The 23,608-nt window shown below is 56.8% G+C and carries 25 protein-coding genes and 1 tRNA gene; 12 read left to right on the top strand and 14 right to left on the bottom strand.

Going from position 1 to position 23,608, the window contains the following annotated elements; all coding sequences use genetic code 11:
• Positions 1–2: 2 nt before the first annotated feature.
• From IB237_RS12350 to IB237_RS12335, 4 genes are read right to left on the bottom strand one after another with little or no spacing between them, the layout of a single operon-like run.
• Positions 3–1,394, bottom strand: a complete 1,392-nt coding sequence (locus IB237_RS12350) for an FAD-binding oxidoreductase (protein ID WP_192488976.1) — start codon at positions 1,392–1,394, stop codon at positions 3–5.
• 16 nt (positions 1,395–1,410) lie between these two features.
• On the bottom strand, positions 1,411–1,830 hold the full coding sequence (gene hpxZ, locus IB237_RS12345; RefSeq protein WP_210323932.1) for an oxalurate catabolism protein HpxZ: 420 nt from the start codon (positions 1,828–1,830) through the stop codon (positions 1,411–1,413).
• On the bottom strand, positions 1,827–2,612 hold the full coding sequence (locus IB237_RS12340; protein WP_192488975.1) for a cysteine hydrolase family protein: 786 nt from the start codon (positions 2,610–2,612) through the stop codon (positions 1,827–1,829). The genes hpxZ and IB237_RS12340 overlap by 4 nt, the downstream gene beginning before the upstream one ends.
• A 3-nt stretch (positions 2,613–2,615) precedes the next feature.
• A complete protein-coding gene (locus IB237_RS12335; RefSeq protein WP_192488974.1) occupies positions 2,616–3,038 on the bottom strand; it encodes a cupin domain-containing protein in 423 nt (140 codons plus the stop codon).
• Positions 3,039–3,181: 143 nt separating this feature from the next.
• Between IB237_RS12335 and IB237_RS12330 the strand changes: the two genes are divergently transcribed.
• A complete protein-coding gene (locus tag IB237_RS12330) occupies positions 3,182–4,105 on the top strand; it encodes a LysR family transcriptional regulator (protein ID WP_192488973.1) in 924 nt (307 codons plus the stop codon).
• Positions 4,106–4,185: 80 nt separating this feature from the next.
• On the opposite strand, the gene IB237_RS12325 is transcribed toward IB237_RS12330, so the two are convergent.
• The 5 genes from IB237_RS12325 to IB237_RS12305 form a co-directional block, all read right to left on the bottom strand.
• Entirely contained in the window at positions 4,186–5,016 is an 831-nt protein-coding gene (locus IB237_RS12325) for a carbon-nitrogen hydrolase family protein (RefSeq protein ID WP_192488972.1), read from the bottom strand.
• Between the two features lie 16 nt (positions 5,017–5,032).
• Positions 5,033–5,785 carry an aldolase/citrate lyase family protein gene (locus tag IB237_RS12320; RefSeq protein ID WP_192488971.1) on the bottom strand — a complete coding sequence of 251 codons (753 nt, stop codon included), beginning with the start codon at positions 5,783–5,785 and terminating at the stop codon, positions 5,033–5,035.
• A gap of 41 nt (positions 5,786–5,826) precedes the next feature.
• Positions 5,827–7,200, bottom strand: coding sequence for an aspartate aminotransferase family protein (locus IB237_RS12315; RefSeq protein WP_192488970.1), 1,374 nt, complete (start codon positions 7,198–7,200; stop codon positions 5,827–5,829).
• Positions 7,197–8,705 (bottom strand): NAD-dependent succinate-semialdehyde dehydrogenase, encoded by a 1,509-nt coding sequence (locus IB237_RS12310; protein ID WP_246787934.1) that lies wholly within the window; start codon positions 8,703–8,705, stop codon positions 7,197–7,199. Before IB237_RS12310 ends, IB237_RS12315 begins: the two co-directional genes overlap by 4 nt.
• A 126-nt stretch (positions 8,706–8,831) precedes the next feature.
• Positions 8,832–9,293, bottom strand: coding sequence for an Lrp/AsnC family transcriptional regulator (locus tag IB237_RS12305; protein WP_192489414.1), 462 nt, complete (start codon positions 9,291–9,293; stop codon positions 8,832–8,834).
• 140 nt (positions 9,294–9,433) lie between these two features.
• Here IB237_RS12305 and IB237_RS12300 point away from each other — a divergent pair, with 140 nt between their 5' ends.
• From IB237_RS12300 to IB237_RS12260, 9 genes are read left to right on the top strand one after another with little or no spacing between them, the layout of a single operon-like run.
• The gene (locus tag IB237_RS12300; protein ID WP_192488968.1) at positions 9,434–10,981 is read left to right on the top strand and encodes an ABC transporter substrate-binding protein; all 1,548 of its coding nucleotides are present in this window, start codon (positions 9,434–9,436) and stop codon (positions 10,979–10,981) included.
• 22 nt (positions 10,982–11,003) lie between these two features.
• Complete coding sequence (locus tag IB237_RS12295; protein ID WP_192488967.1) at positions 11,004–11,948, top strand: ABC transporter permease; 945 nt, start codon at positions 11,004–11,006, stop codon at positions 11,946–11,948.
• The gene (locus IB237_RS12290; protein ID WP_060725923.1) at positions 11,945–12,760 is read left to right on the top strand and encodes an ABC transporter permease; all 816 of its coding nucleotides are present in this window, start codon (positions 11,945–11,947) and stop codon (positions 12,758–12,760) included. The genes IB237_RS12295 and IB237_RS12290 overlap by 4 nt, the downstream gene beginning before the upstream one ends.
• Positions 12,761–12,763: 3 nt before the next feature.
• Positions 12,764–14,428, top strand: a complete 1,665-nt coding sequence (locus tag IB237_RS12285; RefSeq protein WP_192488966.1) for an ABC transporter ATP-binding protein — start codon at positions 12,764–12,766, stop codon at positions 14,426–14,428.
• Positions 14,425–15,981, top strand: a complete 1,557-nt coding sequence (locus IB237_RS12280) for a serine hydrolase (RefSeq protein WP_192488965.1) — start codon at positions 14,425–14,427, stop codon at positions 15,979–15,981. Before IB237_RS12285 ends, IB237_RS12280 begins: the two co-directional genes overlap by 4 nt.
• Complete coding sequence (locus tag IB237_RS12275) at positions 15,974–16,831, top strand: creatininase family protein (protein ID WP_192488964.1); 858 nt, start codon at positions 15,974–15,976, stop codon at positions 16,829–16,831. Before IB237_RS12280 ends, IB237_RS12275 begins: the two co-directional genes overlap by 8 nt.
• Positions 16,824–17,522 (top strand): RraA family protein, encoded by a 699-nt coding sequence (locus IB237_RS12270; protein WP_192488963.1) that lies wholly within the window; start codon positions 16,824–16,826, stop codon positions 17,520–17,522. The genes IB237_RS12275 and IB237_RS12270 overlap by 8 nt, the downstream gene beginning before the upstream one ends.
• Positions 17,519–18,412, top strand: coding sequence for an N-formylglutamate amidohydrolase (locus IB237_RS12265; RefSeq protein ID WP_192488962.1), 894 nt, complete (start codon positions 17,519–17,521; stop codon positions 18,410–18,412). Before IB237_RS12270 ends, IB237_RS12265 begins: the two co-directional genes overlap by 4 nt.
• A gap of 13 nt (positions 18,413–18,425) precedes the next feature.
• Positions 18,426–19,259 carry an alpha/beta hydrolase gene (locus tag IB237_RS12260; RefSeq protein ID WP_192488961.1) on the top strand — a complete coding sequence of 278 codons (834 nt, stop codon included), beginning with the start codon at positions 18,426–18,428 and terminating at the stop codon, positions 19,257–19,259.
• 32 nt (positions 19,260–19,291) lie between these two features.
• Here the strand turns inward: IB237_RS12260 and IB237_RS12255 are convergent, their stop codons facing one another.
• From IB237_RS12255 to IB237_RS12245, 3 genes are read right to left on the bottom strand one after another with little or no spacing between them, the layout of a single operon-like run.
• Positions 19,292–20,170 (bottom strand): sucrase ferredoxin, encoded by an 879-nt coding sequence (locus tag IB237_RS12255; protein WP_210323931.1) that lies wholly within the window; start codon positions 20,168–20,170, stop codon positions 19,292–19,294.
• A gap of 6 nt (positions 20,171–20,176) precedes the next feature.
• Positions 20,177–21,121, bottom strand: coding sequence for a GntR family transcriptional regulator (locus tag IB237_RS12250; RefSeq protein WP_192488960.1), 945 nt, complete (start codon positions 21,119–21,121; stop codon positions 20,177–20,179).
• 57 nt (positions 21,122–21,178) lie between these two features.
• A complete protein-coding gene (locus tag IB237_RS12245; protein ID WP_192489463.1) occupies positions 21,179–21,385 on the bottom strand; it encodes a hypothetical protein in 207 nt (68 codons plus the stop codon).
• Here IB237_RS12245 and IB237_RS12240 point away from each other — a divergent pair.
• Positions 21,366–22,526 carry an AAA family ATPase gene (locus IB237_RS12240; RefSeq protein WP_192488959.1) on the top strand — a complete coding sequence of 387 codons (1,161 nt, stop codon included), beginning with the start codon at positions 21,366–21,368 and terminating at the stop codon, positions 22,524–22,526. The genes IB237_RS12245 and IB237_RS12240 overlap by 20 nt on opposite strands.
• Positions 22,527–22,547: 21 nt before the next feature.
• Here IB237_RS12240 and IB237_RS12235 read toward each other — a convergent pair whose 3' ends face one another.
• The gene (locus tag IB237_RS12235) at positions 22,548–22,829 is read right to left on the bottom strand and encodes a M20/M25/M40 family metallo-hydrolase (protein ID WP_371815326.1); all 282 of its coding nucleotides are present in this window, start codon (positions 22,827–22,829) and stop codon (positions 22,548–22,550) included.
• Position 22,830: 1 nt separating this feature from the next.
• Positions 22,831–22,906 (bottom strand) — tRNA-Lys (locus IB237_RS12230).
• Positions 22,907–23,113: 207 nt separating this feature from the next.
• Here IB237_RS12230 and IB237_RS12225 point away from each other — a divergent pair.
• Complete coding sequence (locus IB237_RS12225) at positions 23,114–23,578, top strand: GNAT family N-acetyltransferase (RefSeq protein ID WP_192488958.1); 465 nt, start codon at positions 23,114–23,116, stop codon at positions 23,576–23,578.
• Positions 23,579–23,608: the final 30 nt, after the last annotated feature.

The raw sequence follows: 23,608 nt of genomic DNA, 5'->3' as shown, positions 1-23,608 counted from the left end.
GATCAGGCGGTTTTGGCTTCCAGCCAGCCATCGGTTTTCAAAAATTTATCGATGACGGCATCCTTGGTTTCATCAATCTCGAAACGGCCCGGATTGAGCAGGCCTTCGGGATCCATGCGTTTCTTGAAGGCGATGTCGGCCGGGCCGATTTCCTTCTTTCCGACGCCACGGACGTTTGAGGCATGGGGATTGGCGACGCGAATTCCCTCTTCCCGCATCATCCGCACGACATCGTCGACCTCTTCTTCCTTTTCGAACGTGATGAAGGTTGAGCCGGAGCAAACGAGATCGCCTTCCCAGCGGCGAACCTCCAGCCGCAGGGGGCCGGTGTGACGGATGCGCTCATAAACCCGCAAAACCTGACCCTCGAGGTCGCTTGAGCGGAAAAATCCCTCAACCTCTGTGACCGTCGGCACGGTTTTCTGGACTTGAAGCGTTGTGTGACCAAAGGCAAATTCATACATTGGCCTGCCATAGGGGCCTTGGGCCTCAGGCGCTTCGGTCAGGGTCGTGCCCCCGGCTTCGCTGACCATCTCGCGGTACAGCTCCATTGAGCATGCATCGATCATCGCCATGACCACGGACTGCCCTTGCGGCACGAAGGGTGCGAAAGGGGTAAGCCACTGACCGATTGGCCACTCGTAAGCCGAGGCGAGTTTTTTGACGAGCCCGGTCTCGTAACCGATTGCCAGGGCGTGACGTATGGCCGTCGGGTAGTCGTTGAAACCGACCAGGATCTCAACCCATTTGCGGGCCGGTGCCAGCGCAAATTCAACTTCGGTAATGATGCCGTTGGTGCCGTAGCCATGCTGCAGAAGACGGGTCTTCTTGCCGCGCAGTTCCACCAGTTGCGGCTCCGCTTCGACGGAACAGGCTTCCAGTGCGATGATGTTGCCCCGGTCACGCAGAACGCCCCAGGTGATAGAACCCACACCACCCGTGCCGCCTGCGATGAAACCGCCAATCGTTGCCTGTCGTCTGGTGGTCGGGAAGAAACGCAGTTCCTGTCCCGTTTCCTGAACTGCGGCCTCGATATCCTCGATCTTTGTTCCCGCACGTGCCCGCACCGCACCATCGCGAATGGATACGATGCCGCTCAGCCCGGAAAGGTCCAGCATGGCACCGCCACGAAGGGGAACACTCTGACCATAATTTGCAGTTCCCGCACCACGTGGTGTCAGTGATATGCGGTGTTTGTGGGCGGCTTTGGCAACAGTCAGAACCTCATCCTTGGTGCGGGGCGACACCACCAGTTCCGCCTGCAATCCCGCCAGTGTCTTTTGCAAGAGCGGGCTCAGCGAATAGTGATCGCGGCTTTTTGTCCGGATGGTGCGTGGATCTGTTGTTGCGGGAATATCGCCAAGATCTGAAATGAAGGCATGAATATCAGACATTCCGGCCTCCTGCGGCTTAACGGTCGGCGTTGATGAGTGAGACGTGAGCGGCGGCAATTTTCCAGCCGTCGACGGTACGTATCCAGGTCTGGCTCTGGCGCCCTCGGGTGCCGGTTGCTGGCCTGATAAATTCAAGATTACAGGTCGCGACATCGGTTCCGTGGGTCGTGATGACGCGGCGAAGGACGTCCCGTTGCGGCGAACCACCAGTACGCCCGACACGGTAGGCGCGGATTTCTTCTATGCCGTAGAGATTTTCGGCAATGCCGTAGCGTAGCGTTTCGCTGGCAGACCAGAAAAGCGCGTCAAGCGTGTCCAGATCATTCGCCATCAATGCCACCTCATAGGCGTCACACAAAATGGTGACTTCGGCGATGACGTCGGGCAAATTGACCGGCAATACGGCTGCGCTTGACGGAGTGGTGTTCGTCGTCATGCCAGCTGCTCCCGAATTTCGTTGGAACCGCAGACAAAACCGAAGCACTGGCGCACATTGTAGAGGGTAGCATCCATGCAGAAGGTCGGTGATGTCGTGGCCGAACAATCTTCCAGCATGATGCAGTCGAAACCCCGGAAGTTTCCGTCCTGTAGTGTGCACAGAACACATTGGTCCGCATTCACGCCAGCAAACAGCAAGGTTGTAACGCCGAGATTGCGCAGGATGCTTTCCAGAACCGTGTCATGAAAACCGGACATGCTGTATTTGTCGACACAGATATCATCCGGCTCGATAGCCAGTTCATCAACGACCTGTGCAGCCCAGCTTCCGACCTGAAGAACCTCCGCGTTGCGTGATGGCAACTTGTCGCCGATGCCGATGCTGACGCCGTCCGAATTGTAGACATGCAGCACGCCGGGCGAAAGGTTGGCGCGGTCCGCCCTGTTGCCCCAGTTCACCCAGATCACGGGGACGTCGGATTTGCGCAGCACTGGTAAAAGCGCTTTTAACGGCTCAATCGGCGCGCGTGCAGGGGTAACGTCTACGCCAATATGGGCAAGCCAGCCGTCGGGATGGCAGAAGTCGTTCTGCATATCGATGACGATGACCGCGGTGCGGGCCGCGTCGAATGTGATGGTGCGGTTACGGTCCTGTACCGAGACTGGACGTGCGCTGACCGGTACACGGATCATGTTGACCGTGTCAGCTGAAACCCGCCATTCGTTGCGGGCTGATGGGCCGAGGGGATTGAGGTGCGGCTGGCTTGCCATAGTGTCCATTGATCAAAGCCCCTGCAGAACGCGAAGGTCTTCTTCGTCGAGGCTGATGCGCTGGCCGCTGCGGATAAGTTCGGAAAAATCCTGGTTCGGCGTCATCACGGTCAGTGTGTAAAGCTTTGATGTGCCCGTGTTTTTGACAATGTGGACGCTGCCGGGGTTGAGCAACAATGCATCACCTTTCTTGATCGGCATTTCGTCGCCGTCGCTTGCGGCGGTGCCTTCACCGTGCAGCACGTAGAAAAATTCATGCGCATCTGAGTGGCTGTTGGGCGGCGTTGCGCCACCGACATTGAAGATTTCGACGACGAAGATGTTGTCGGTTGGTGCGGATTTCGGGTCGAACAGGATGGCGAAGTAGTTGGTATCCGTCGGCGAGATCTGGAACGCCTCGGCACTTGTCGCATTTTCAAAAGAAAAGGTTTTCATATTCGCTTCCTATGGAGTATTTGCCTAGTTTGTAGGCGTGGCGTTTTTTCAGGCGCATGAACATTGTTAGCAAGGATAAAATGAATTAAAAGCGCTTAATTGTGTTGTTTGCGTTGCCTTTTGGGCAACATGGATTTGACGTTATGCTGCACGCCAGATTGCTCAGCTATTTCGATGAAGTGGCCCGTTCAGGCTCGATCCGTAAGGCCGCCGAAAAACTCAATGTCGCGCCGTCCGCGGTCAGCCGGCAGATTCTTGCGTTCGAAGAGGAGCTCGGAACGCCGATTTTTCAGCGCACGACCCGCAAGCTGTTGCTGACGGCGGCGGGTGAAATTCTCATTAGACATATCCGTGCGACGTTGAAGGACATGGAGCGCGTCCAGTCGCAGATCGAGGAGCTGAAAGGCTTAAGACGGGGTGAAATTACGGTCGCGGTTATGAGCGGCCTTGCCGCCAACCTGGTGCCGCGTGCTGTTGCGCATTTCCAGAAGCGTAATCCGCGCGTCAAACTCCAGCTTCGGCTGCTGCCGACTGGTGATGACATCATGGACAGCGTGGAAAATGGTGAGGCACATATCGGTATCGGATTCGACTTTCCATCCAGACCCAACATCCGCGTTCTTGATGTAGCAATCGGCCGTCTGGGCGCTGTCATGGCGCCGGATCATCCGCTGGCGTCGCGGTCCAGCATTCGGATCAGTGATTGCATCGGTTACCGTCTGATCGTTGCGGATATGACCATGGCTATCCGGCCGCATCTCGACAGGCTGTTTAGCAAAATGAAGCTGGAGCCGCAGTTTGCGGTCGAAACCAACTCGATTGAGGTCATGCGGCACACGGCCCTGTCGGACGAGGGTATTACTTTCCTGACGCCATTCGATATCGAATATGAGCTAAGGCAGGGCAGGCTAGTCTATATTCCGATCCATGAACTCGCGCATCACACGCAGCAATTGATGCTGATTGGCAGTGAAAGAACACCAAGTGCGCTTGCCAGCCTGTTTGTCGAGAACCTGCGGCAGGTCATCCAGCAGGTTTCAAGTGTGCCGGACCTAACGTCGATTTAGTGCTTTATTGCAGATATCAAAAATGACACTCCGCCCGCGAGAGCGGAACGCCGTTTGTTTACGCGTCGCGAAACCAGCCTTTAGGCCTGGGTCGCGCCCGGTCTTGAACGCATCACGCAATGGTTGGCAACTGGCAGGTTTTGCCGGACGGACTTTATGTATGGTAGGTCAATCCGCGCCGTAATGGCGGTTACCAAATCCGGGCTCTGCGCAATCATGTGACCCCAAGGATTGACCACCATCGAGTGGCCGTAACATGCCTTCCTACCACCGGCATGAGTCCCGGTTTGTCCAACAGCCACAAAATATGTCTGCGTTTCAATGGCGCGCGCTCGTGCCAGAATTTCCCAGTGGTCCTTGCCGGTCGAGAGCGTAAATGCGGCAGGCAGGACAATGATTTCGGAGCCAAGGTCACGCAACCGCTGAAACAGCTCGGGAAAACGGATATCGTAGCAAATGCCGCAGCCAACGGTGATATCTCCGACCTTGTAGGTGACGACATCCTCACCGCGACGGATGGAGTCAGACTCGCGGTAGACAATGCCTTCAGGCGTTTCGACATCAAAAAGATGGATCTTGCGGTATCGTGCTATCTGTTGTCCGTCCGGTCCGAACACCAGTGACGTATTGTAGAAGTCCTCTCCTTCCTTTTCGACGATCGATCCCGCATGCAAGGTTACGCCATGTCGCGCTGCGGTTTCTGAGAGAAAGGACCAAGTCTCGCCACCGGGAAATATTTCAGCACTGGCGTGCATGGCGTTTCTGTCATCATCCAAAAATGCAAAATATTCCGGCAAGACGACGAGTTGAGGTTTTTCATCGCGGATGGCGGTCTCAATAAGCTTCGCCGCGGTTTGCAGGTTCGCCGCCTTGTCGTTTTGCGAATTCATCTGGATCAGTGAGATTTTCATGTCGCTATTTCCTTTGTCAGTGCGCTGGCGAGAGAAGTTGCGCGGTGGTGTTCCAGGCGTCACGAAAACCAAGTGCGATGGCACCATGCTCCATGGTCAACACAAGTGTGTGGGCATTATTTTCTAGGGCGAATTGCTTTTCGGAGACACTCCAGGCTGGTAGCAGCCAGTGTTTGCCAGCGGCCTTAGCTGCATCGGCAATCGCTTTCAGATCGGCAAAATCGGCCTCGCTGCGTTTGTAGGATCCGCGGCCGCGCCGCAGGGAGAGATCGCTCGGACCAATAAAAACGCCGTCCACTGTGTCGAGTGACAGGATGTGTTCGATATCTCTCAATGCGCTGGCGTGTTCGATCATTGGGTAACACCTGGTCTTGCGATCCTGATCGATGAACCATTGGTCATCGGGACTGCCATAGGCCACGGTTCGACCTCCGGCAAAGCTGCGCTCGCCATGCGGCGGGAACTTTGCAAAGGCACATGTTTTCTCTGCATGGGCAGCATCAAGAATGTGGGGAATGACCACGGCATCTGCGCCGAAATCCAGCGCCTGCTGGATGGGACCACGCTCAGGCGCCAATACCTTGGCCAGGACCTCCAGTCCCAAACCCTTGAGAACCGGAATGAACCGTTCAAGTGTGTCGAGGTCAAAACTGCCGTGCTCGATATCGAGCACGACGGCGGTGTAGCCGATGGAGGCAGCAATTTCTGCAGCTGCGATGTTCGGCCCGGAGAGCCAGACGGCTGATTTATGTCCGGAATTTTTTGTCATGCGACGGTATCCCTGATCTGGAAATGGATTGGCTGGCGCATTTATCCCAGCACCTGTCTGACGGCGTCGGCGGTGACCGAAACAATCTCTTCTGCCTCTTCACGTGTCAGGCACAGCGGCGGCGCAAAGCCGATGATGTCGCCCTGCGGCATGGCGCGGGCAATGATGCCTCTCTCCAGCATGGCCGCGACGATGGAGGCGCCGACTTTCTTTGATGGATCAAAGAAACGGCGATCATCGCGATCTTCCACCAGTTCCACGGCGGCCATCAGGCCGTCACCACGCACATCACCGACATTGGCGTGGCCGCCAACGGCCTGTGCCAGTGCATCGCGGAACCATGCGCCGGTAACGCGTGCGTTCTCTAGCAGACCCAATTCGTCGATCAGCTCTAGATTGGCGACACCGGCTGCGGCGCAGATAGGGTGGGCAGAGTAGGTCCAGCCATGGCCGATCGGCCCGAGCTGATCAGAACCCTGAACCAGAACATTCCACATTTTTTCGCTGACGATGCTGCCGGAAAGCGGTGCATAGGCAGAGGTCAGTCCCTTTGCGATGGTGATCAGGTCCGGTTCCATGCCGTAATGATCTGAGCCGAACATGCTGCCCAATCGCCCAAAGCCGGTGATGACTTCATCGGCAACCAACAAGATATCGTATTTGCGCAAAACGGCCTGAATGGCCTGCCAGTAACCCTGTGGCGGTGGCACGATGCCGCCGGTGCCGAGAATTGGCTCTCCCACGAATGCGGCAATCGTATCTGGGCCTTCGGCTAGAATAAGCTCTTCCAGCTTGTTTGCGCAGTGTGCCGAAAACTGGGCCTCATCCATGCTGCGGTCTTCGCGGCGGAAGAAATAGGGTGCTTCGGTATGCAGGATCGGCGCGCGAGGCAGGTCGAAAGCCTTCTGGAACGCTTCAAGGCCAGTCAGGCTGCCGGTCATGATGCCAGAACCGTGGTAACCGCGCCAACGCGAAATGATCTTCTTCTTTTCCGGACGGCCGAGTACGTTGTTGTAATACCAGATCAACTTGATGTTGGTCTCGTTGGCATCGGACCCGGAAAGGCCGAAATAGACGCGGCTCATATTGCGCGGTGCCCGTTCAATGATCATCCGCGCCAGTGTTACTGACGCTTCGGTGCCATGACCGACATAGGCGTGATAGTAAGCCAGTGACCGCGCCTGTTCGGCAATGGCGTCGGCAATTTTCTGGCGGCCGTAACCGACATTCACGCAGTAGAGACCGCCGAAGGCATCAAGGCTGCGGCGACCATTGGTGTCGGTAATGTAGACGCCTTCGCCGCTGGCGATGGTGCGAATGGGGCTTTCACCGCGTGCATGGGCGCCCATGGCCGTCGAGGGGTGGAAAAAGTGATTGCGGTCCCAAGCGTTAAGATCGTTGCGATGGTCGTTCATGCGTAGTTCCTTTCCATCCCGCGGTCAGCGGGGGTGTCGATGCACAGATATTTGAGTTCAGTGAATGCCTCGATGCCGTGGCGTGAGCCCTCACGCCCCACCCCGGACTGTTTCCAGCCGCCGAATGGCACCGGGCCGCCGGTGATTTTGATGCGGTTGATGGCAACCATGCCAAATTGCAGTGCGCGTCCCATGCGCCACTGGCGCGCGCCGTTTTCCGTCAGCACATAGGCGACAAGGCCGTAATCGGTATTATTGGCGCGTCTGATGACCTCTTCTTCGCTGTCGAATGCGTTGACTGCGGCCACAGGGCCGAATGTCTCCTGGTGCATGATAAGTGCGTCATCCGGCACGTCGGCAAGCAAAGTAGGGGTGTAAAACAGTGATCCGGCCGGGTGACGTTTTCCGCCGGTCAGGCAGCGTGCACCATAGGCCATTGCATCCTTCACCTGGTTTTCAACGCTGTCTATTGCCCGCTGATGCATCAGCGGACCGATCTCCGTTGCCTGATCCAGTCCGTTGCCTACGCGAAGGGCGGCAATACGTTTGGTGAATTGCGTCAGAAACTGTTCGTAGATCGAGCGATGCACGAAGATGCGGTTTGCCGCGAGGCAATCTTGGCCGGAGGTCGCAAATTTTGCGTCCATGGCGATGTCGACTGCACGCGATACGTCTGCATCTTCAAAAACAATCAGAGGTGCATGGCCACCCAGTTCCATGACCAACCGTTTCATCGAGGGTACACACCGTGCGGCAATCAGTTTTCCGACGGTGGTTGATCCCGTAAAACTCAGTGCGCCGACACGATTGTCATCGCACAGTGCTCCGACGATTTCTTTGGAATCGCCGGTCAGTACATTCAAGACACCCGAGGGAATGCCGGCACGCTCGGCGAGTTCCACCAAGGCCAACGCAGAAAGCGGTGTTTCTCCAGAGGGATGGGCGACGACCGTGCAGCCCGCTGCCAGTGCGGCAGCTGCCTTACGTGTCAGCATCGCGGAAGGAAAGTTCCACGGCGTCACCAATGCGGCAACGCCAATCGCTTCCCTGCGGACAATCATCTCCGCGCCAGGAAGATGCGACGTTACGCTCTCCGTGTTGAGGCGTTTGCCCTCTTCTGCATACCATTCCGGGAACGAGGCGGCGTAATCCTGTTCTCCTAGTGCTTCATTGAACGGCTTGCCCTGTTCAAGCACCATGATCCGCGCCAGATCCTCGCGGTGTTCGCGAATAAGCTCCGCCCAGCGACGCAATAGGGTGCCACGCTGTTCCGGCAACAATGCCTGCCAGACGGGAAATGCAGCCGCGGCTGCCGCGACGGTCTCGCGAACGTCGTCCACACCGACGGCAGTGACCCGTGCCACCGGCAGACCGCTTGCCGGGTCATTGACTGCAAAATCGGCAGGTCCGGCGATCCAGCGCCCGCCGGAGTAGGAAAGCTCGCGCAGCAGGCCCGGATCATTCAGGCTGTCGAGTGCGGCATGCCGCCTTTCGTGGCGGCTCATCCGGGCCTCGCTCATGTGTTCTGTCCTTGGCTGTTATTGAATACAGCGAGTATTGCAGAACACGGCGACATGATCGGGCCAAAGAGAGCTGCTGTGCAGCCCGTCCGGTCTGATCCTGGATTGAATTTAGTCCATCCGGTCTTTTACAGCCCGGGTCACGATATAGGTAAAGTAGCGCTGGATACCAATTTCCATGGCCAGCATTCGGTCGACGAGGCGTTGATAACTGTCGATATCAGTGGTTTCCACGGTCAGGAAATAATCGACGCCACCGCCGACTGACCAGCAGGACACAATTTCCGCTATGTCACTGACAGCGCTCTCGAAGCGTTTGAAATCCGAATGGCGATGGCTGGCCAGTGTTATTTCCATCAGCACCCGAACGGGCAGTGGTTGTTCCGCCCTCGATATGCGGGCGTGATAGCCGGTGATCACGCCTTGTGCCTCAAGCCGTTTCAATCGCGCCCAGGCAGGGGTGGCCGACAGGCCAACGGCCTCCGCCAGCGCCTGTTTGGTCAGGCGCCCATTGCGCTTCATGGCCTCGATAATGCGCAGGTCTATTGCATCCAGTTTCAGTTTTTCCTCCATGCGGCCGCCGCTACAGTTGCGGAATGGCGTAATCTGGGGTGGTTCGAACATGTTTTCATAATGCACATCGAAACATGCTTGACTATGATTTTTACATATGAAATGTTTTTTACATCAACATAAAACAAGAGGGCGAACTTATGTCACTGTCGAAACCGGCCTTGCGTGCATTATTTGCATCTGTGGCCCTAGCTATCCCCGGACTGGCTGTAGCCAACACACTGAACGTTCAGATTACCGCTGATATCAGAAGCTCCCAACCGGGTATAAACCGCGATGCTGGCACGGATTCCGTCATGCTCAACGTGGTTGAAGGACTGGTTGCGGCAGGTGATAGGGGCGAAATTCACCCGATGCTGGCCAAGGAATGGACCGTATCCGACGATGGCAAAACCTATACATTTACGCTGCGTGACGGCGTGAAATTTCACAATGGTGAGACGATGACCGCTGCCGATGTGCAGTGGAGCCTTGAAAAGCTCATTCGTGATCCGGAATTCAGCTGCAAGACATTCTTTGATGGCAGCCGTGACGCCAAGGTGGAAACAATCGAGGCGAAGGACAACACGGTTGTCGTAACGCTTGATCGTCCCGACGCGATGTTCCTGAACTATATGGCGCAGGCGCAGTGTGGTTCTACAGGTATCGTCCACCGTGCGTCATTCGGAGATGACGGTAAGTGGAAGGCGCCAGTCGCCACCGGCCCATTTGAATTCGGCGAATGGAAGCGCGGGCAGGGGCTGACACTGAAGAAGTTCGCTGACTACTCCATTTCAGGAGAGCAGCCCGATGGTTACGGCGGACGCAAGGAAGTCCTTGTGGATGAGGTGAAGTATGTTGTGGTGCCAGACACCGCAACGGCGGTGGCCGGTCTCAAAAGTGGCGCTCTTGATGTGCTGCCCTACCTGCCACCGGGCGAGGCCGCAAAGTTGAAGGACGAAAAGGACTTCAACATTGTTGCGGCTCCTCACGGTGGCCTCGTGACCATGCTGTTCCAGACCGCCGATCCGTTGATGTCCAAGGTTGAAATGCGTCAGGCTGTCATTGCCGCGCTGGATACACCGCAGATCGTTGATTCAGTAACCTACGGGCTGGGCGTTCCCAACAATTCGCTCGTTGCATCCGGCTCGCTTTATCATACGGCGGCACAGGATAATGGGTACACCTATGACCCAACTGCGGTGAAGGCCTTGCTCGACAAGGCAGGCTACAAGGGCGAGAAAATCAATATTCTCACCAACCGTCGCTCGGCCATCAACTACGATACCGCAATCATCGCGCAGGCCATGTTGCAGTCTGCCGGTATCAATGCGGAAATCGAAGTTCTTGAATGGGCAAGCCAACTCGACCGCTTCAACAGCGGCAAATACCAGATCATGGCATTCAATTATTCCAACCGCACCGATCCGGCGCTCGCCTATCAGACCGTTGTCGGTTCGAAAGCCAAAAAAGCCAATGCTGTCTGGGATGATGCTGATGTCAGCACACTCGTCAATCAGGCGCTGCAGGAAACCGATCAGGCAAAACGTCAGGCAATCTTTGATGACCTGCATGCCCGTTTTCTGGAGCAGGCACCGCTGGTGATGCTGGCCAACGGCCTCGATGTCGGCGTGTCCGGCCCGAAGGTGAAGGGATATCGCACCTGGCAGGGCTTCGCCCGCTTCTGGGGTGTCGAGAAAACCCAGTGAGAATGACTGGCGGATACTGACCATGCTGAAATTTGCCCTGAGCCGATTATTGTCGGCAGTCCCCACCCTGTTCATCGTTTCTGTGGCGGTGTTTGGCCTCATCCGCCTGATACCCGGCGACCCGGCCAGTCTGATGCTCGGCGATCTCGCCGATGCGGATGCGCTGGCCGCCGCCCGCAAGACGATGGGACTGGATAAACCCGTGCCGCTGCAATTTGTCATCTGGCTCGGCAATGTCGTGCAAGGTGACCTCGGCCACTCTGTGCTGAATGGCCAACCGGTGCTTGATCTTGTGTTGCAGCGTTTTTCGACCAGTGCGTGGATGGTGCTGATTGCAGTTGGTCTTTCCGTACTCATTGCCGTGCCACTCGGCATGGCAGCGGCATGGAAACAGAATGGCGGACTTGATCTTGCTATTGTTGCCATGTCCACTTTGCTGCTTTCAGTCCCGACCTTCTGGTTGGGATTGATGATCCTGCTCGGCTTCGGCCTCAAACTCGGCTGGTTACCGGTGCTGGGTTATGTCTCGGTCACTGACGACCCGATTGCCGGATTGATCTACCTGATCATGCCAGTGGCAACGCTGGTGCTCCATGAAGTAGGCATTATCGTTCGTATGGCCCGTGCCTCGACGCTTGATGTCCTGCGGCTGGATTACATTACCCATGCCCGCGCCAAGGGGTTGGGTGAGGCGGCGGTGCTTCTGCGCCACGCGGCACGCAATGCTTTTGGCCCGACCTGGACGCTGATCGGTCTTATTCTCGGCAACCTTCTTGGCGGTGTTGCGGTGGTGGAAACCGTGTTCACCATTCCGGGCCTCGGCCGACTGATTGTCGATTCCATCTACGCTCGTGATTACGCTGTGGTGCAGGGATGCCTGCTGTTTGTGGCTGTCACCTACCTGCTCGTCAATTTGCTGGTTGACCTGCTCTATCCCCTGTTCGATCCGAGAGTGACTGCAGAATGAAACGCCATCAACGAAACCGTATCCTCGGCGGCGCCCTTCTCGCCTGTTTTTTCGGGGCGGCGCTTGCCGGACGCATCTGGACACCTTTCGATCCGATGCGCATCGATCTGCGCTCCAAGTTGCAGGCGCCGGATGCTACCCACTGGCTTGGGACCGATGAATTCGGTCGTGACGTGCTGTCCCGACTGATGACGGCGGCAGGTACCAGTGTGTCGATCAGCCTTGTGACGGTGTGTATTGCAGTTCTGGCCGGCGTGTCGTTTGGTGTTCTGGCGGGTTATGCCCGTGGCTGGACGGACCGCGTCATCATGGCATTCAACGATGCGCTGCTGGCGTTTCCCAGCATGTTGCTGGCGCTGGCGCTGCTGTCGATTACCGGCGCCAATATGTACGGCATCATCCTGGCGCTCGGCATTGCCTATACGCCGTCCATGGTTCGCGTTGTGCGTGGCTCGGTGCTGTCGCTGCGTGAGCGGGAATTTATCGAAGCGTCCCGCATCATGGGCAATTCGGCCGCCTACACCATGTTCCGCCACATCGTGCCGAACTGCCTTGGTCCGGTGATCGTGCTGGCAACCTCCATGTTCGGATCGGTCCTGCTGACTGAGAGTGCACTCAGCTTCCTTGGTCTTGGTGTGCCGCCGCCAGCGCCGACCTGGGGCAACATGCTGGCCAGTGGCCGTCCCCATATCGCAGAAGCTGTATGGCTCGGCATCTTCCCTGGTCTCTGCATTTCGCTGTCGCTGCTTGGCATAAATCTGTTCGGTGATGCGATCCGCGACCGTTTCGACCCCCGCATGCGAGGATTGTAAGCAATGAAACAGCCTCTTATTCAGGTCGAAAAGCTTAGCCTTTCCGTGAATGGAATCGATGATCACCGCATCGTCCGCGATGTTTCGTTCAGCGTTGGTGCGGGTGAAATCGTCGGTATTGTCGGCGAAAGCGGTTCGGGAAAAACCATGGTGGCACGCAGCCTCATGGGTCTCCAACCACCAGCTATCGCCATTTCCGGTGGAGATATCCGTTTCGAAGGTCGCTCGGTACCATCAATGAAAGGTAAGGACATCCGCGCATTGCGCGGCTCCCGGCTGGGCATGGTGTTTCAGGAGCCGATGACCTCACTCAATCCGTCGATGACCATCGGCAAGCAACTGGAAGAGCCACTGAAACTGCATACGCAGCTGGATGCTGCGGCGCGGCGCGCCAAAATTCTCGAGATTTTGCGGCGGGTTGGCATTCATGATCCAGAAGGTGCCTTGTTGGCCTTTCCGCACCATTTTTCCGGCGGCATGCGCCAACGCATGATGCTGGCATCTGCCATGCTGCTGCGACCATCCCTGCTGATAGCCGACGAGCCGACTACGGCGCTTGATGCGCTGGTGCAGCGCGAAGTGCTGGAACTGATGTTGGAGATGGTGCGCAGTGAAAACACGGCACTGTTGATGATCAGCCATGACTTGCCCATGGTGGCGCGTTATTGCGACCGTGTGATCGTGATGCGACAAGGCGAGATTGTCGAGCAGGGTCCGGTAACCGACATCATCTCTAACCCGCGCCACGATTACACGCGCGAGTTGCTGCAATGCATGCCGATGCGTGGGCCGCTGAGAGATATTGATCCGCAATCGAAACCGGTCATGGAAGTGCGGGGCATCGAGGTGACATACAGCGCCCGCGCTGGTTTTCTGGCACCGAATACGACCAAGAAAGCTTTGCATGGCGTCGACCTTGTCGTGCGGCCGGGTGAAATCGTGGCGCTGGTCGGCGCCTCCGGTTCCGGCAAGACCACGCTTGGTCGTTGTATTGCCGGGCTGGTTCCTGCATCCGCCGGCCGTATTTTCTTTGACGGTGAAGAGGTAAAGCCGGATTCACCGGCATGGCGTAACTACCGTCTCAATTGCCAGATGATCTTTCAGGACCCGTTCGGTTCACTCGATCCGCGCATGAAAATACGCGATATCGTGGCGGAAGCCTTGCGTCACGACACTACGTCGATGGGGGAAGAAAAGCAGCAACGAACCCGCGCCATTCTGGAAGAGGTGGGGCTGGACGGGCGTTATCTTGACCGGTTCCCGCACGAGCTTTCCGGCGGCCAGCGTCAGCGCGTGGCAATTGCGCGTGCCATTGTTGGGCGACCGCAGTTCGTGATCGCTGATGAGGCGGTGTCGGCGCTTGACGTTACTGTGCGTGCCAGAGTGCTGGAACTGCTGGCTGATCTGCAAAAACGATATGGTTTTTCGTGCCTGTTTATCAGCCATGACCTGGGTGTAGTCGAACAGCTCGCAGACCGGGTAGTGGTGATGCGTGATGGCGCCATCGTCGAGCAAGGCAACCGCGACGACATTTTCGATGCTCCGCAGTCGGAATATACGCGGGCCTTGCTGTCCGCCATTCCAACCCTAACCCGCACCGAAACCGGCGTTTCGCTGAATTGGCGTTTCGCAGAAACGGAAAAACAGCAGGCGGACGCATTGCAATGAAAATGACAGCAATAACCGCGGATCTGCCACGGGCAACACCTGCTTCGCGTGGCACGGATCCAGCGATAATCCTTACCATGCTGGATGAGATCAAACGTCACGATCTCGAATTGCATAGCCTTCTCGTCTGGCAGGATGGTGCACTGATCACCACCGCTTACTGGGCACCTTATTCACTTGCCCGCCCGCATATGATGCATTCCGTGACCAAAAGTTTTACTTCCATGGCTGTTGGTCTGGCGGTCTCGGATGGTCTGCTGTCGGTCGATGATGCGGTTCTGCAATTTTTCCCTGACTATGCTGGACCGGTCGACGATAACCTCCGGGCCATGAAGGTGCGGCATCTGCTGACGATGACCAGCGGTCACGGACGTGGCATTTCCGGTGGCTCTTGGCGGCGAGTGCTTTCAAGCTGGGTGGACGATTTCCTGCGCCAGCCGAGCCCCCACAATCCTGGAGACGTGTTCGTCTACGACAGTGCCGCAAGCTACATGCTGTCCGCCATCGTGCAACAGGTCACAGGACGGATGATCGCGGATTACCTCTCAGAGCGGATATTCCTGCCGATGGGCATGTCCGCCAACATGACGTGGGACACCGGCACTGACGGCGTCAACACCGGCGGCAATGGTCTCAGCTGCACCAGTGAGGACATGCTGAAACTCGGTATATTGCATTTGCAGGGTGGCGAATGGCAGGGCCGACAGCTTCTGCCGCGCCCATGGGTTCAAGCGGCAACCGGCATGCAGATTCGCGACGTGGTGCTCGGTGTGTTTACCGGTGACCATTATCTCGGCCCGGACGAAGTTGGTGACGGTCAAAAGGTTAGCCGGCGTGAAGGCTACGGTTATCAATGGTGGCGTGGGCCACATAACAGCTTTTCCGCCAATGGCCTGTTTGGCCAATATTGTATCGTGCTGCCGGATGAAAATGCCGTCGTGGCGTTTACCGGCGGGCTGGAAGACAGTGATCGCCGTGTCCATCAGCTTATCTATGACGTGCTGCGTCCAGCACTCGGGAAAGGCGGTGGCACCCCTGAGAGCGCCGAGAAACTGGAAGCGCGTCTGGCTGGATTGCGGCTTGAAAATTTCGCTGACAACCCGTTTTCGTCAGACAAAGTGCCATGCGGCACATGGTTGGTCGAGCCCAACGAACAAGGTATCAAAAGCATCGCTCTTGCGCCCGACAATAACGAACTGAGTGTCATTCTTCGTGACGCCGAAGGTGAACATCAAATGCGGGCGGGATGTGGGTTTTACGTTGAAACCGTCACCACAATACCCGGCGCAAGGCTGCACCATTCCTACCAGCCTGCTGGCGGGTTGAGGGTCTTGGCGTCCGCCCGTCTTCTTGAAAATGATGGTGTCGGCGCGGTGCTGGAAATGGACTGGATATTCGTTGAAACGGCGTTCCGCGATACTGTCCGCTTACGCTTTGCAGACGACGTGATGACGCTTTCGCGGCGGGTGAATGTCAACTCATCCGAGCTTAAATTGCCTGACATCAAGGGGCGATTGCTGGAGCAGCATGCAAGGGAGAAACAGCATGGTTGACGATCAACAGGTTGCGATTTCCCGCATGACACACGAGACATTTGCGCAGCGTATGAAGCGTCCCGCAGTCATTCTCATTCCGCTTGCGTCGCAAGAAGAGCAGGGCCCGCATGCGCCGATGGGTGATTTCATGCTGACTCAAAGGCTGGCGGAAATGAGCGCCCGGGCGGGCGACGGACTGACAGCACCTGTGCTACCATTTGGCCATGCCGAATTTTTCCGCGCCATTGCCGGTGGAATTCAGTTACGTGCCGCGACGTTCACTGCAGTGCTCGAGGATATCCTGACCTCCTTCCTTGATCACGGCCATGAACAACTGCTGATTTTCAACGGCCATACAACCAATGCGCCGCTGATCGATCAAGTTTGCCGCAAGTTGCGCCGTGAAAAAGGCGTGCTGATACCGGCACTGAATATCTGGCAGAGCCTGCCAGATAGCCTGTGGAAGTCGCTTTACGGCGATGATGCTGCACGTGTGCGTGGCCACGGCGGTGAGCCGATGACCTCGGTTTATATGCATGTTTTTCCCGAACTGGTTCGAACCGAAGCGATGCGGGATCCTGCCCCGCGCGGCAGTGTGTTTGGTTTGCCTGTCGGCGGTGTCTCGGCCACTCGTTTTGAAGGAATTCCGGTCCAGATACCGCTGGATTGCACTGAGGTTGATCCGGCCGGCATGCTCGGTGGTCGGGCCTCATTGGCAAGTGCTGAAAAAGGCCAGGTGATCTGTGACCATATTGTCGGCCATACCGCACGGCTGATGCGTCATCTGGCCGGTTTCGATCCACGAAATGCTGTGCAGCCGTTTGAGGCATCTGCCGCAGGCCCGTCGCAAGGAGAACGCCATGACTGAGTTACGTATCGGTGCAATGCCGGTGAGCCCTCCGCCGCATGTTATCGACGCATTGCAGCAGATCGAAACGGCCAGTGTCGGGCATCTGCGTCATACCGGTTTCATGAGCGGTTCCATTCAGGCGATCCTACCGCAACAACGGGCCCGTGCCGGTGTTGCCGTCACGCTTGCCATTCCGGCCATGTGCTCGACCCTTTTGCATTATGCGCTGAGCCAGGTGCGCCCCGGCGACATGCTGGTAATTGATAGGCTGGGCGACAGTCGCCATGCCTGCCTGGGCGGTGCGGTGGCACGGGCTGCGCGTATGGCGGGCGTTGCCGGTGTGATAATTGACGGCCCGTGCACCGATGTGGCGGAAATCATCGCCGAAGGACTCCCTGTATGGTGCCGCGGTGTTTCGTCTGTGACAACACGCCAGCTTGATCTCGGCGGCACATTCAATCGTCCGATCGCCTGTGGTGGCGTGCCGGTTTTGCCGGGCGATATCGTATTGGCGGATGCTTCCGGCGTGGTGGTGCTGCCAGCAGATGAGGCCGCAGACATAGCTGAGACCTGCATTGCCCGTGAAACACGTGTCGCCCGTACCATGCAGCGGCTGCTTGATGGCGAAAAGCTCGGTGACATCACCCGCGCGGTGGACAAGGTGAATGCGCGCCTGAACCCGAGCGCAACGGAAGGAATACAAAAATGACCCCGCTCTATGGCCAGTTGCAAGATGTGACGCTGGACGGCGTGCTTTCAGTGATTGCACCCCGCACGCCTTTGGTCCCCATGGTGTTCGATAGCCCCCATAGCGGCCTGGACATGCCCAAGGGTTTCAACCCCGCTGTTTCCGCAGAGCGTGTGAGAGTGGCCGCAGACACCCATGTCGATGATCTGTTTTTGTCGGCATGTGATGTCGGTGCACCGTTGCTGAGTGCGCATTTTCCACGCAGTTTTCTCGATGTGAACCGGTCCTTGCTCGACATGGACACCCAGCTTGTGGACGGCGATTGGCCTCATCCGGTGCGTGAAAGCGCAACCGCAAAACGCGGCATGGGCTTGATGTGGCGTTATGCCTGGGGCGATGAGCCAATGTATGCGGCACCCATAAATGTGGCGGAAGCTGAGGGGCGGATCGCGACCTACTGGCAGCCCTATCATGAGCATCTGGCTGGCCTGCTGAATGCGGTCTACAGCCGCTTTGGTCGCGTTTATCACATCAACTGCCATTCCATGACCGCCGTCGGCCATGCGATTTCGTCTGATCCGGCGGGAACGGTGCGGGCAGATATTTGCCTTGGCGATCTGCATGGCGGGTCAGCCTCCAGTGAATTTATTGCGCTGATCACCGAAACTCTTGAAGCGGAGGGGCTGGTCGTTGCGCTCAATAAACCTTTTCGTGGCGCGGAACTGGTCGCGGCCTATTCAAACCCTGCACTTGAACGTCACAGTGTGCAGTTCGAGATCAACCGCAAGCTCTACATGGATGAGACAACACGCGAACGTAACGACGGTTACGAGGCATTAAAGGGCATTCTTGCCCGTATGAACCGCGTGCTGGCCGATTACGCCAGCCAGCAACCACCGAAAAAACTGTAAGGGAAATTGTTTCATGTCTGTCCCGCAACAAGCTGCGCCACTTAATTTCTATCGCCGTGGCCGCACACCGATCTTTGCGTCACGTATGGATCAGCGCTTTTCGTGGTGCTGCTATATTCCAGAAGGTTATGACCCGACCGGTGAAACCGTGCATCCGCTTGCCGTTCTCGTTCATGGCAGCCTGCGGGATGCTGATATCCTGCGGGATGAATTCATCGATTTTGCCGAACAACATCAATGCGTTCTGCTGGCACCGCTTTTCCCGGCTGGCATCGATGATCCTGATGATCTGCATAATTACAAACACATGATCTATCACGGCATTCGTTATGATCTTGTTCTGCTGGATATGATCGATGAACTGGCGACACGTTACCGTGTCGAAAAAGACAAGGTGCTGATGCACGGATTTTCCGGCGGCGCGCAATTTGCCCATCGTTTTCTCTACCTTCACCCGCGCAGGCTTCGGGCCGTTTCGGTGGGCGCGCCGGGTACCGTCACACTTCCCGATGATCGTGCCAAGTGGTGGGTCGGTTTAAACGGAATGGAAGAGATATTTGGCAAGCCCATTGATATCGATGCAATGCGTCAGGTGGCCGTGCAGCTGGTGATCGGTGACGCGGATATCGAAACCTGGGATGTCACCGTCGGGCCAAAGTCACCCTTCTGGATGGAGGGCATCAATGATAGCGGCGAAACCCGCGTTGAGCGTTTGCGCACCTTGGAAAAGGGTCTGAAGGCGGTTGGTGTCGAACCGCGTCTCGATACGGTTGCTGGCATCAGCCATGATGGCACCGGCATTCAGCCGCCCGTCAAGGCATTCTTCACGGCAGTTCTCGAAGGCTGAGGAAATATCGGTTTGGCCGAAAACTGCGGTGTTCAGTTTTCGGCCAGAACAGATGTGGCGACCCATCGCGCCACATTTTTTGTGCCCGCAGGTTCACCAATCGTGACGCAGCGTGTGTTGACCGCAAACTCGGGTCTGCCAACTGTTACAGTGGCGTGTTGCGTGCCAATCGTCGCGTGGAAATGAACTTGGTCGGGGTTGGAGATGTCGCTCTCCGTCTTGTGAAGTGTCACGTCCCCCGCTATGCCGCGCTGTCCTGCCCATTCCAGCAGCGCGATTTCTGCCGTCTGCGCAGGCGCATCGTAGGAGGGGTTGCCGCGATAGGCGGGCAGGTAGGGAATGCCCTGTTCCAGGCAGTTGAGAAAATCTCCAACCTGCAATGGTTCCAGTCGGCTGTAGCGGGCCCTTTGTGGTAAAACGACAAGCGAGGCGGCAAATCGGCATCCACCGAGATGGGTGGATTGCAGAATACGAAAACGATTTGGATCGGCTTCCTGCCGCAGAGCCTTCCATGTCGCAAAGCCGTAACGGGCGCAGCAAGGGTCCTGCTTTCCATCGGTGCAGCATACGATGGTCAAGCGTGGGTCGTGTATGCCCTCAAGCACGCCTCCACCGGCAATATGCATCAACAGTTGTTCGGCTTCCTCAGGCGTTACATGGTCCCTGACAGTATCTTGATGCGTGAAGCCGATGTCGTCGCCATCCACCAGCGCAACATGAATGCCTGCGGCGTTTGCGGCCAAAATCGCTTGCCCAAGCCCCTCGGACATGCCGTGCGACTTGATGCGTGGCACACGCCAATCACCGCGCGGCCAGTGAAGCAGCACATAGCTTTTTGACGATGGGCCTAGTCCCGATGCCGGTTCGCCGCGCTCAGCACACAGGTCACGGCAAAAGATACGTGCTGCCATCTGCGATCAATCGCCCAGCCGGGCGGGGCGCGCTTCGCCACCGGCGGAGGAACGGCTGAGATGGCGGAAGAGGATCGCCGAAGCCAGCTTGCGGTCATCGCTTTTGATGGCTTCGAGGATTGCCAGGTGATCACGCGCTGCCTTGCGCACGCCAGCCTCGCTCAACTCGGCAAACTCGGCATATTCGGTCATGCGCCGCAGGCTGTTCTGGCGGCGGATTGCCTGCTCAAGAAATCGGTTGTTTGCCCAGGAAACCACAGTTTCGTGGAAACGGGCATTTGCCTCAAACCATGCGGATCCTTCGATGGATGCTAAGGGGGCATTGAGTAGCGTTGTCTGTTCGCTTTCGAGCGCCAGCAGCATTTCCATGTCGACCCTGAATGTATCCTCCATGACGGCGCCGCACTCGATGATAGCGCGGAAAGCATAGCTTTCATTGACTGCCTGCCGGTTGTCGAGGCACTCGGCAAAACGCCAGCCGTGTCCGTCTCGTCGCTCAGCCAGTCCTTCGGCAGACAGGCGCATCAGTGTACGACGCACGACACCACGTGACGTGCCGAAATGTTCCAGCAGTTCCGTCTCGGAGGCTTCGCTGCCGATCAAGCCGTTTGCTCTCGCATGCATGATTTGTCGGTAAAGTGTATCCACCCCTGATGGCGGCACCAATTCGTCCAGCCTGTCGTTTTCGGCTGGCGCACGCACCAGTGCAAAACCTCTGTTGTCGATCTGTGCCAACATGCCCTTTTCAGTCAGAAACTGCAGGACTTGCCGGACCGGGGTGCGGGAAATGCCAAACTCACGCGCAAGCACCGCATCGGAAATCTTTTCACCTGCCGCCCAGCGTCCACCACGAATAATAGGCATCAGTTTGCGGGCCACCTCGATTTGCAGGGAGCTTAACTCACCTGTCTCAAGGGTGAACTGTTCCGGCGTATCCCCAACTGCACTCACGAACGACGAATCCCTTAAAGTAAAAATGATTTATAAACACACATAATACAAAAATCCTCAGGCTTTAAAAGATGATTTATGCCTGAGGATTTTTTTTGATTTCTCGTGTGAGTTGTCGGTCTGATCGAGCCGGTGTGCTGCACATTCTTTTCTGCCGATGACGGTATGCGACGACTGACGCTGTTCAGTTTCGAAGTGAGACAGCTCTTGCCTTGCCCTTGCAATTTGTGAGAGCTTTCCACCTATGATTTTGACCATCGCCATATCAGGGTATCGTTCTCTTCGAAATCTGGTTTTGCCGTTAGATAGGCTGACCGTCGTGACCGGCGCAAACGGCTCAGGCAAATCGAGCTTTTATCGGGCGCTTCGGCTTCTTGCCGATGTTGCGCAAGGCCGGGCCATTGCTTCGCTGGCGGCGGAAGGCGGATTGCAGTCTACAATCTGGGCCGGGCCGGAAGCCTTTTCGCGTGGCATGAAGGATGGCAGCGTACCCTTGCAGGGAACCGTGCGCAAAAATCCGGTTGCCTTGAAACTGGGGTTTGCATCTGAAGACTACGGTTATGCCATCGATCTCGGCCTGCCGGTGCCGCCACCGCCGCCGAGCTATTTTTCGCTCGATCCTGTCATCAAGGCGGAGGCAGTCTGGGCGGGTGAGGTCTTGAGCCGACGCAATGCATTCGCAGAACGTGCAGGCCCCGCTGTTACTGTGCTTTCAGCAAGGGGGCAGCGTCAGGTGCTGATCCGTGATCTGCCATCTTTTGAAAGCATGATGACGCAATCGGCAGATCCGAAAAACCTGCCTGAACTGCTTTATCTTCGTGCGCGCATGAACGGCTGGCGCTTTTACGATCATTTCCGCACCGACCCCTACGCACCAGTCCGGCAAATGCAGGTGGGAACCCGCACGCCGGTGTTGTCGTCGGATGGAGCAGATCTTGCCGCCGCAGTTGCTACCATTTTGGAAATCGGTGACGCTGCGGGGTTCCACGCCGCTATCGATGATGCTTTTCCGGGAAGCACCGTCGAAATTACCCAGGACCGTGGCCGCTTCGAGCTACTGATGTTGCAGAGGGGGTTGCTGCGACCGCTTTCAACTGCCGAACTGTCCGATGGCACGCTTCGTTATCTGCTTTTGGTCGCAGCGCTGATGACACCCCGTCCACCATCGCTCATGGTTCTGAATGAACCTGAGACAAGCCTGCATCCAAGCCTGCTTGCGCCACTGTCGCGCCTTATCATGCGGGCTTGCGACCGCTCACAGCTTATTGTCGTTTCCCATGCGGATGAACTGGTCTCGGCTTTGGAGGCAGAGGGTAAGGCCATGATGGTGATGCTCAGCAAGGTGCTGGGTGAAACCGTGGCTGGAGACATTGAGGCGCCTGGCTGGAACTGGCCCGCACGGTGAGGATGACCAGCCAAGTTGGTCTTACGTTGCGGCTCGTATGAGCCGGCACCAGAATTCGACGCCGGTTGCGATGATCTGGTCGTTGAAGTCGTAGTCAGGGCTGTGAAGCGGCGCACTGTTGCCGTTCCCCAGGAAGAAGAAAGCGCCCGGTCGTTTCTGGAGAAAATATGCAAAGTCCTCGGACGCCAGTTGTGCCGGTGTTCGACGATCAACATTAGACACCAATGATCGTGCCGAAGCGAAAGGGCGCTGGTTGAGAGAGTGTGTGTAAGTCGAGGAGAGTGTTCTGTGAGATCTGTTAATTTGGTGGGTGATGTAGGGCTCGAACCTACGACCCGCTGATTAAGAGTCAGCTGCTCTACCAACTGAGCTAATCACCCGCCGACAACGACAAGCGTTGTTGCTGGGGGCTTTAAACCTGATTTGTGTTTCTGTCCATCGCGGTCATTGCTCTTTTCGCATTCTATCCACCACGACTTTAATCTGCCGCTGTCGTTTGGTGGAGAAGCGGCTTAGAAAACATCATGGTTTGATTTTTCGAAGTGGGCGAGAAATCACCGTGCTCAGTTGTATAAGGTGAGTTGTAGATGACAGAGTTGAAATTCCGTGCCGCGAAAATCGAGGATCTAGCCGCCATCGTCGCGATGCTGGCGGACGATATCCTCGGAAAAGACCGAGAAGACAGCAGCACGCCCCCAAACCCGCGCTACGTTTCGGCGCTACAGGCAATTATTGCCGATCCAAACCAAATGCAGGTTGTCGCAGAGCTCAACGGTGAGCTGGTCGGCACGATGCAATTAAGCTTCATTCCTGGCATCGCAAGAATGGGTGCTTGGCGCGGTCAGATTGAGGGCGTTCGCACACGTGCGGGACACCGGGGAGCTGGTATTGGTCAGGCGATGTTTGAGTGGGCAATCGAAGAGTGCCGTCAACGCGGATGCTCTCTCGTGCAGCTAACCACCGACAAGGACCGCCCCGATGCACACCGATTTTATGAAAAGCTTGGCTTCGTCGCCACGCACCTTGGTTACAAACTGAAACTCGGCGCGTAAATCCTAATAACGAAAAAGCCGTCGTCGCAT

Origin of the sequence: Agrobacterium sp. AGB01, assembly GCF_014851585.1 — a bacterium.
GTDB lineage: Bacteria > Pseudomonadota > Alphaproteobacteria > Rhizobiales > Rhizobiaceae > Agrobacterium.
This window is presented reverse-complemented; position numbering and strand designations above follow the sequence as displayed.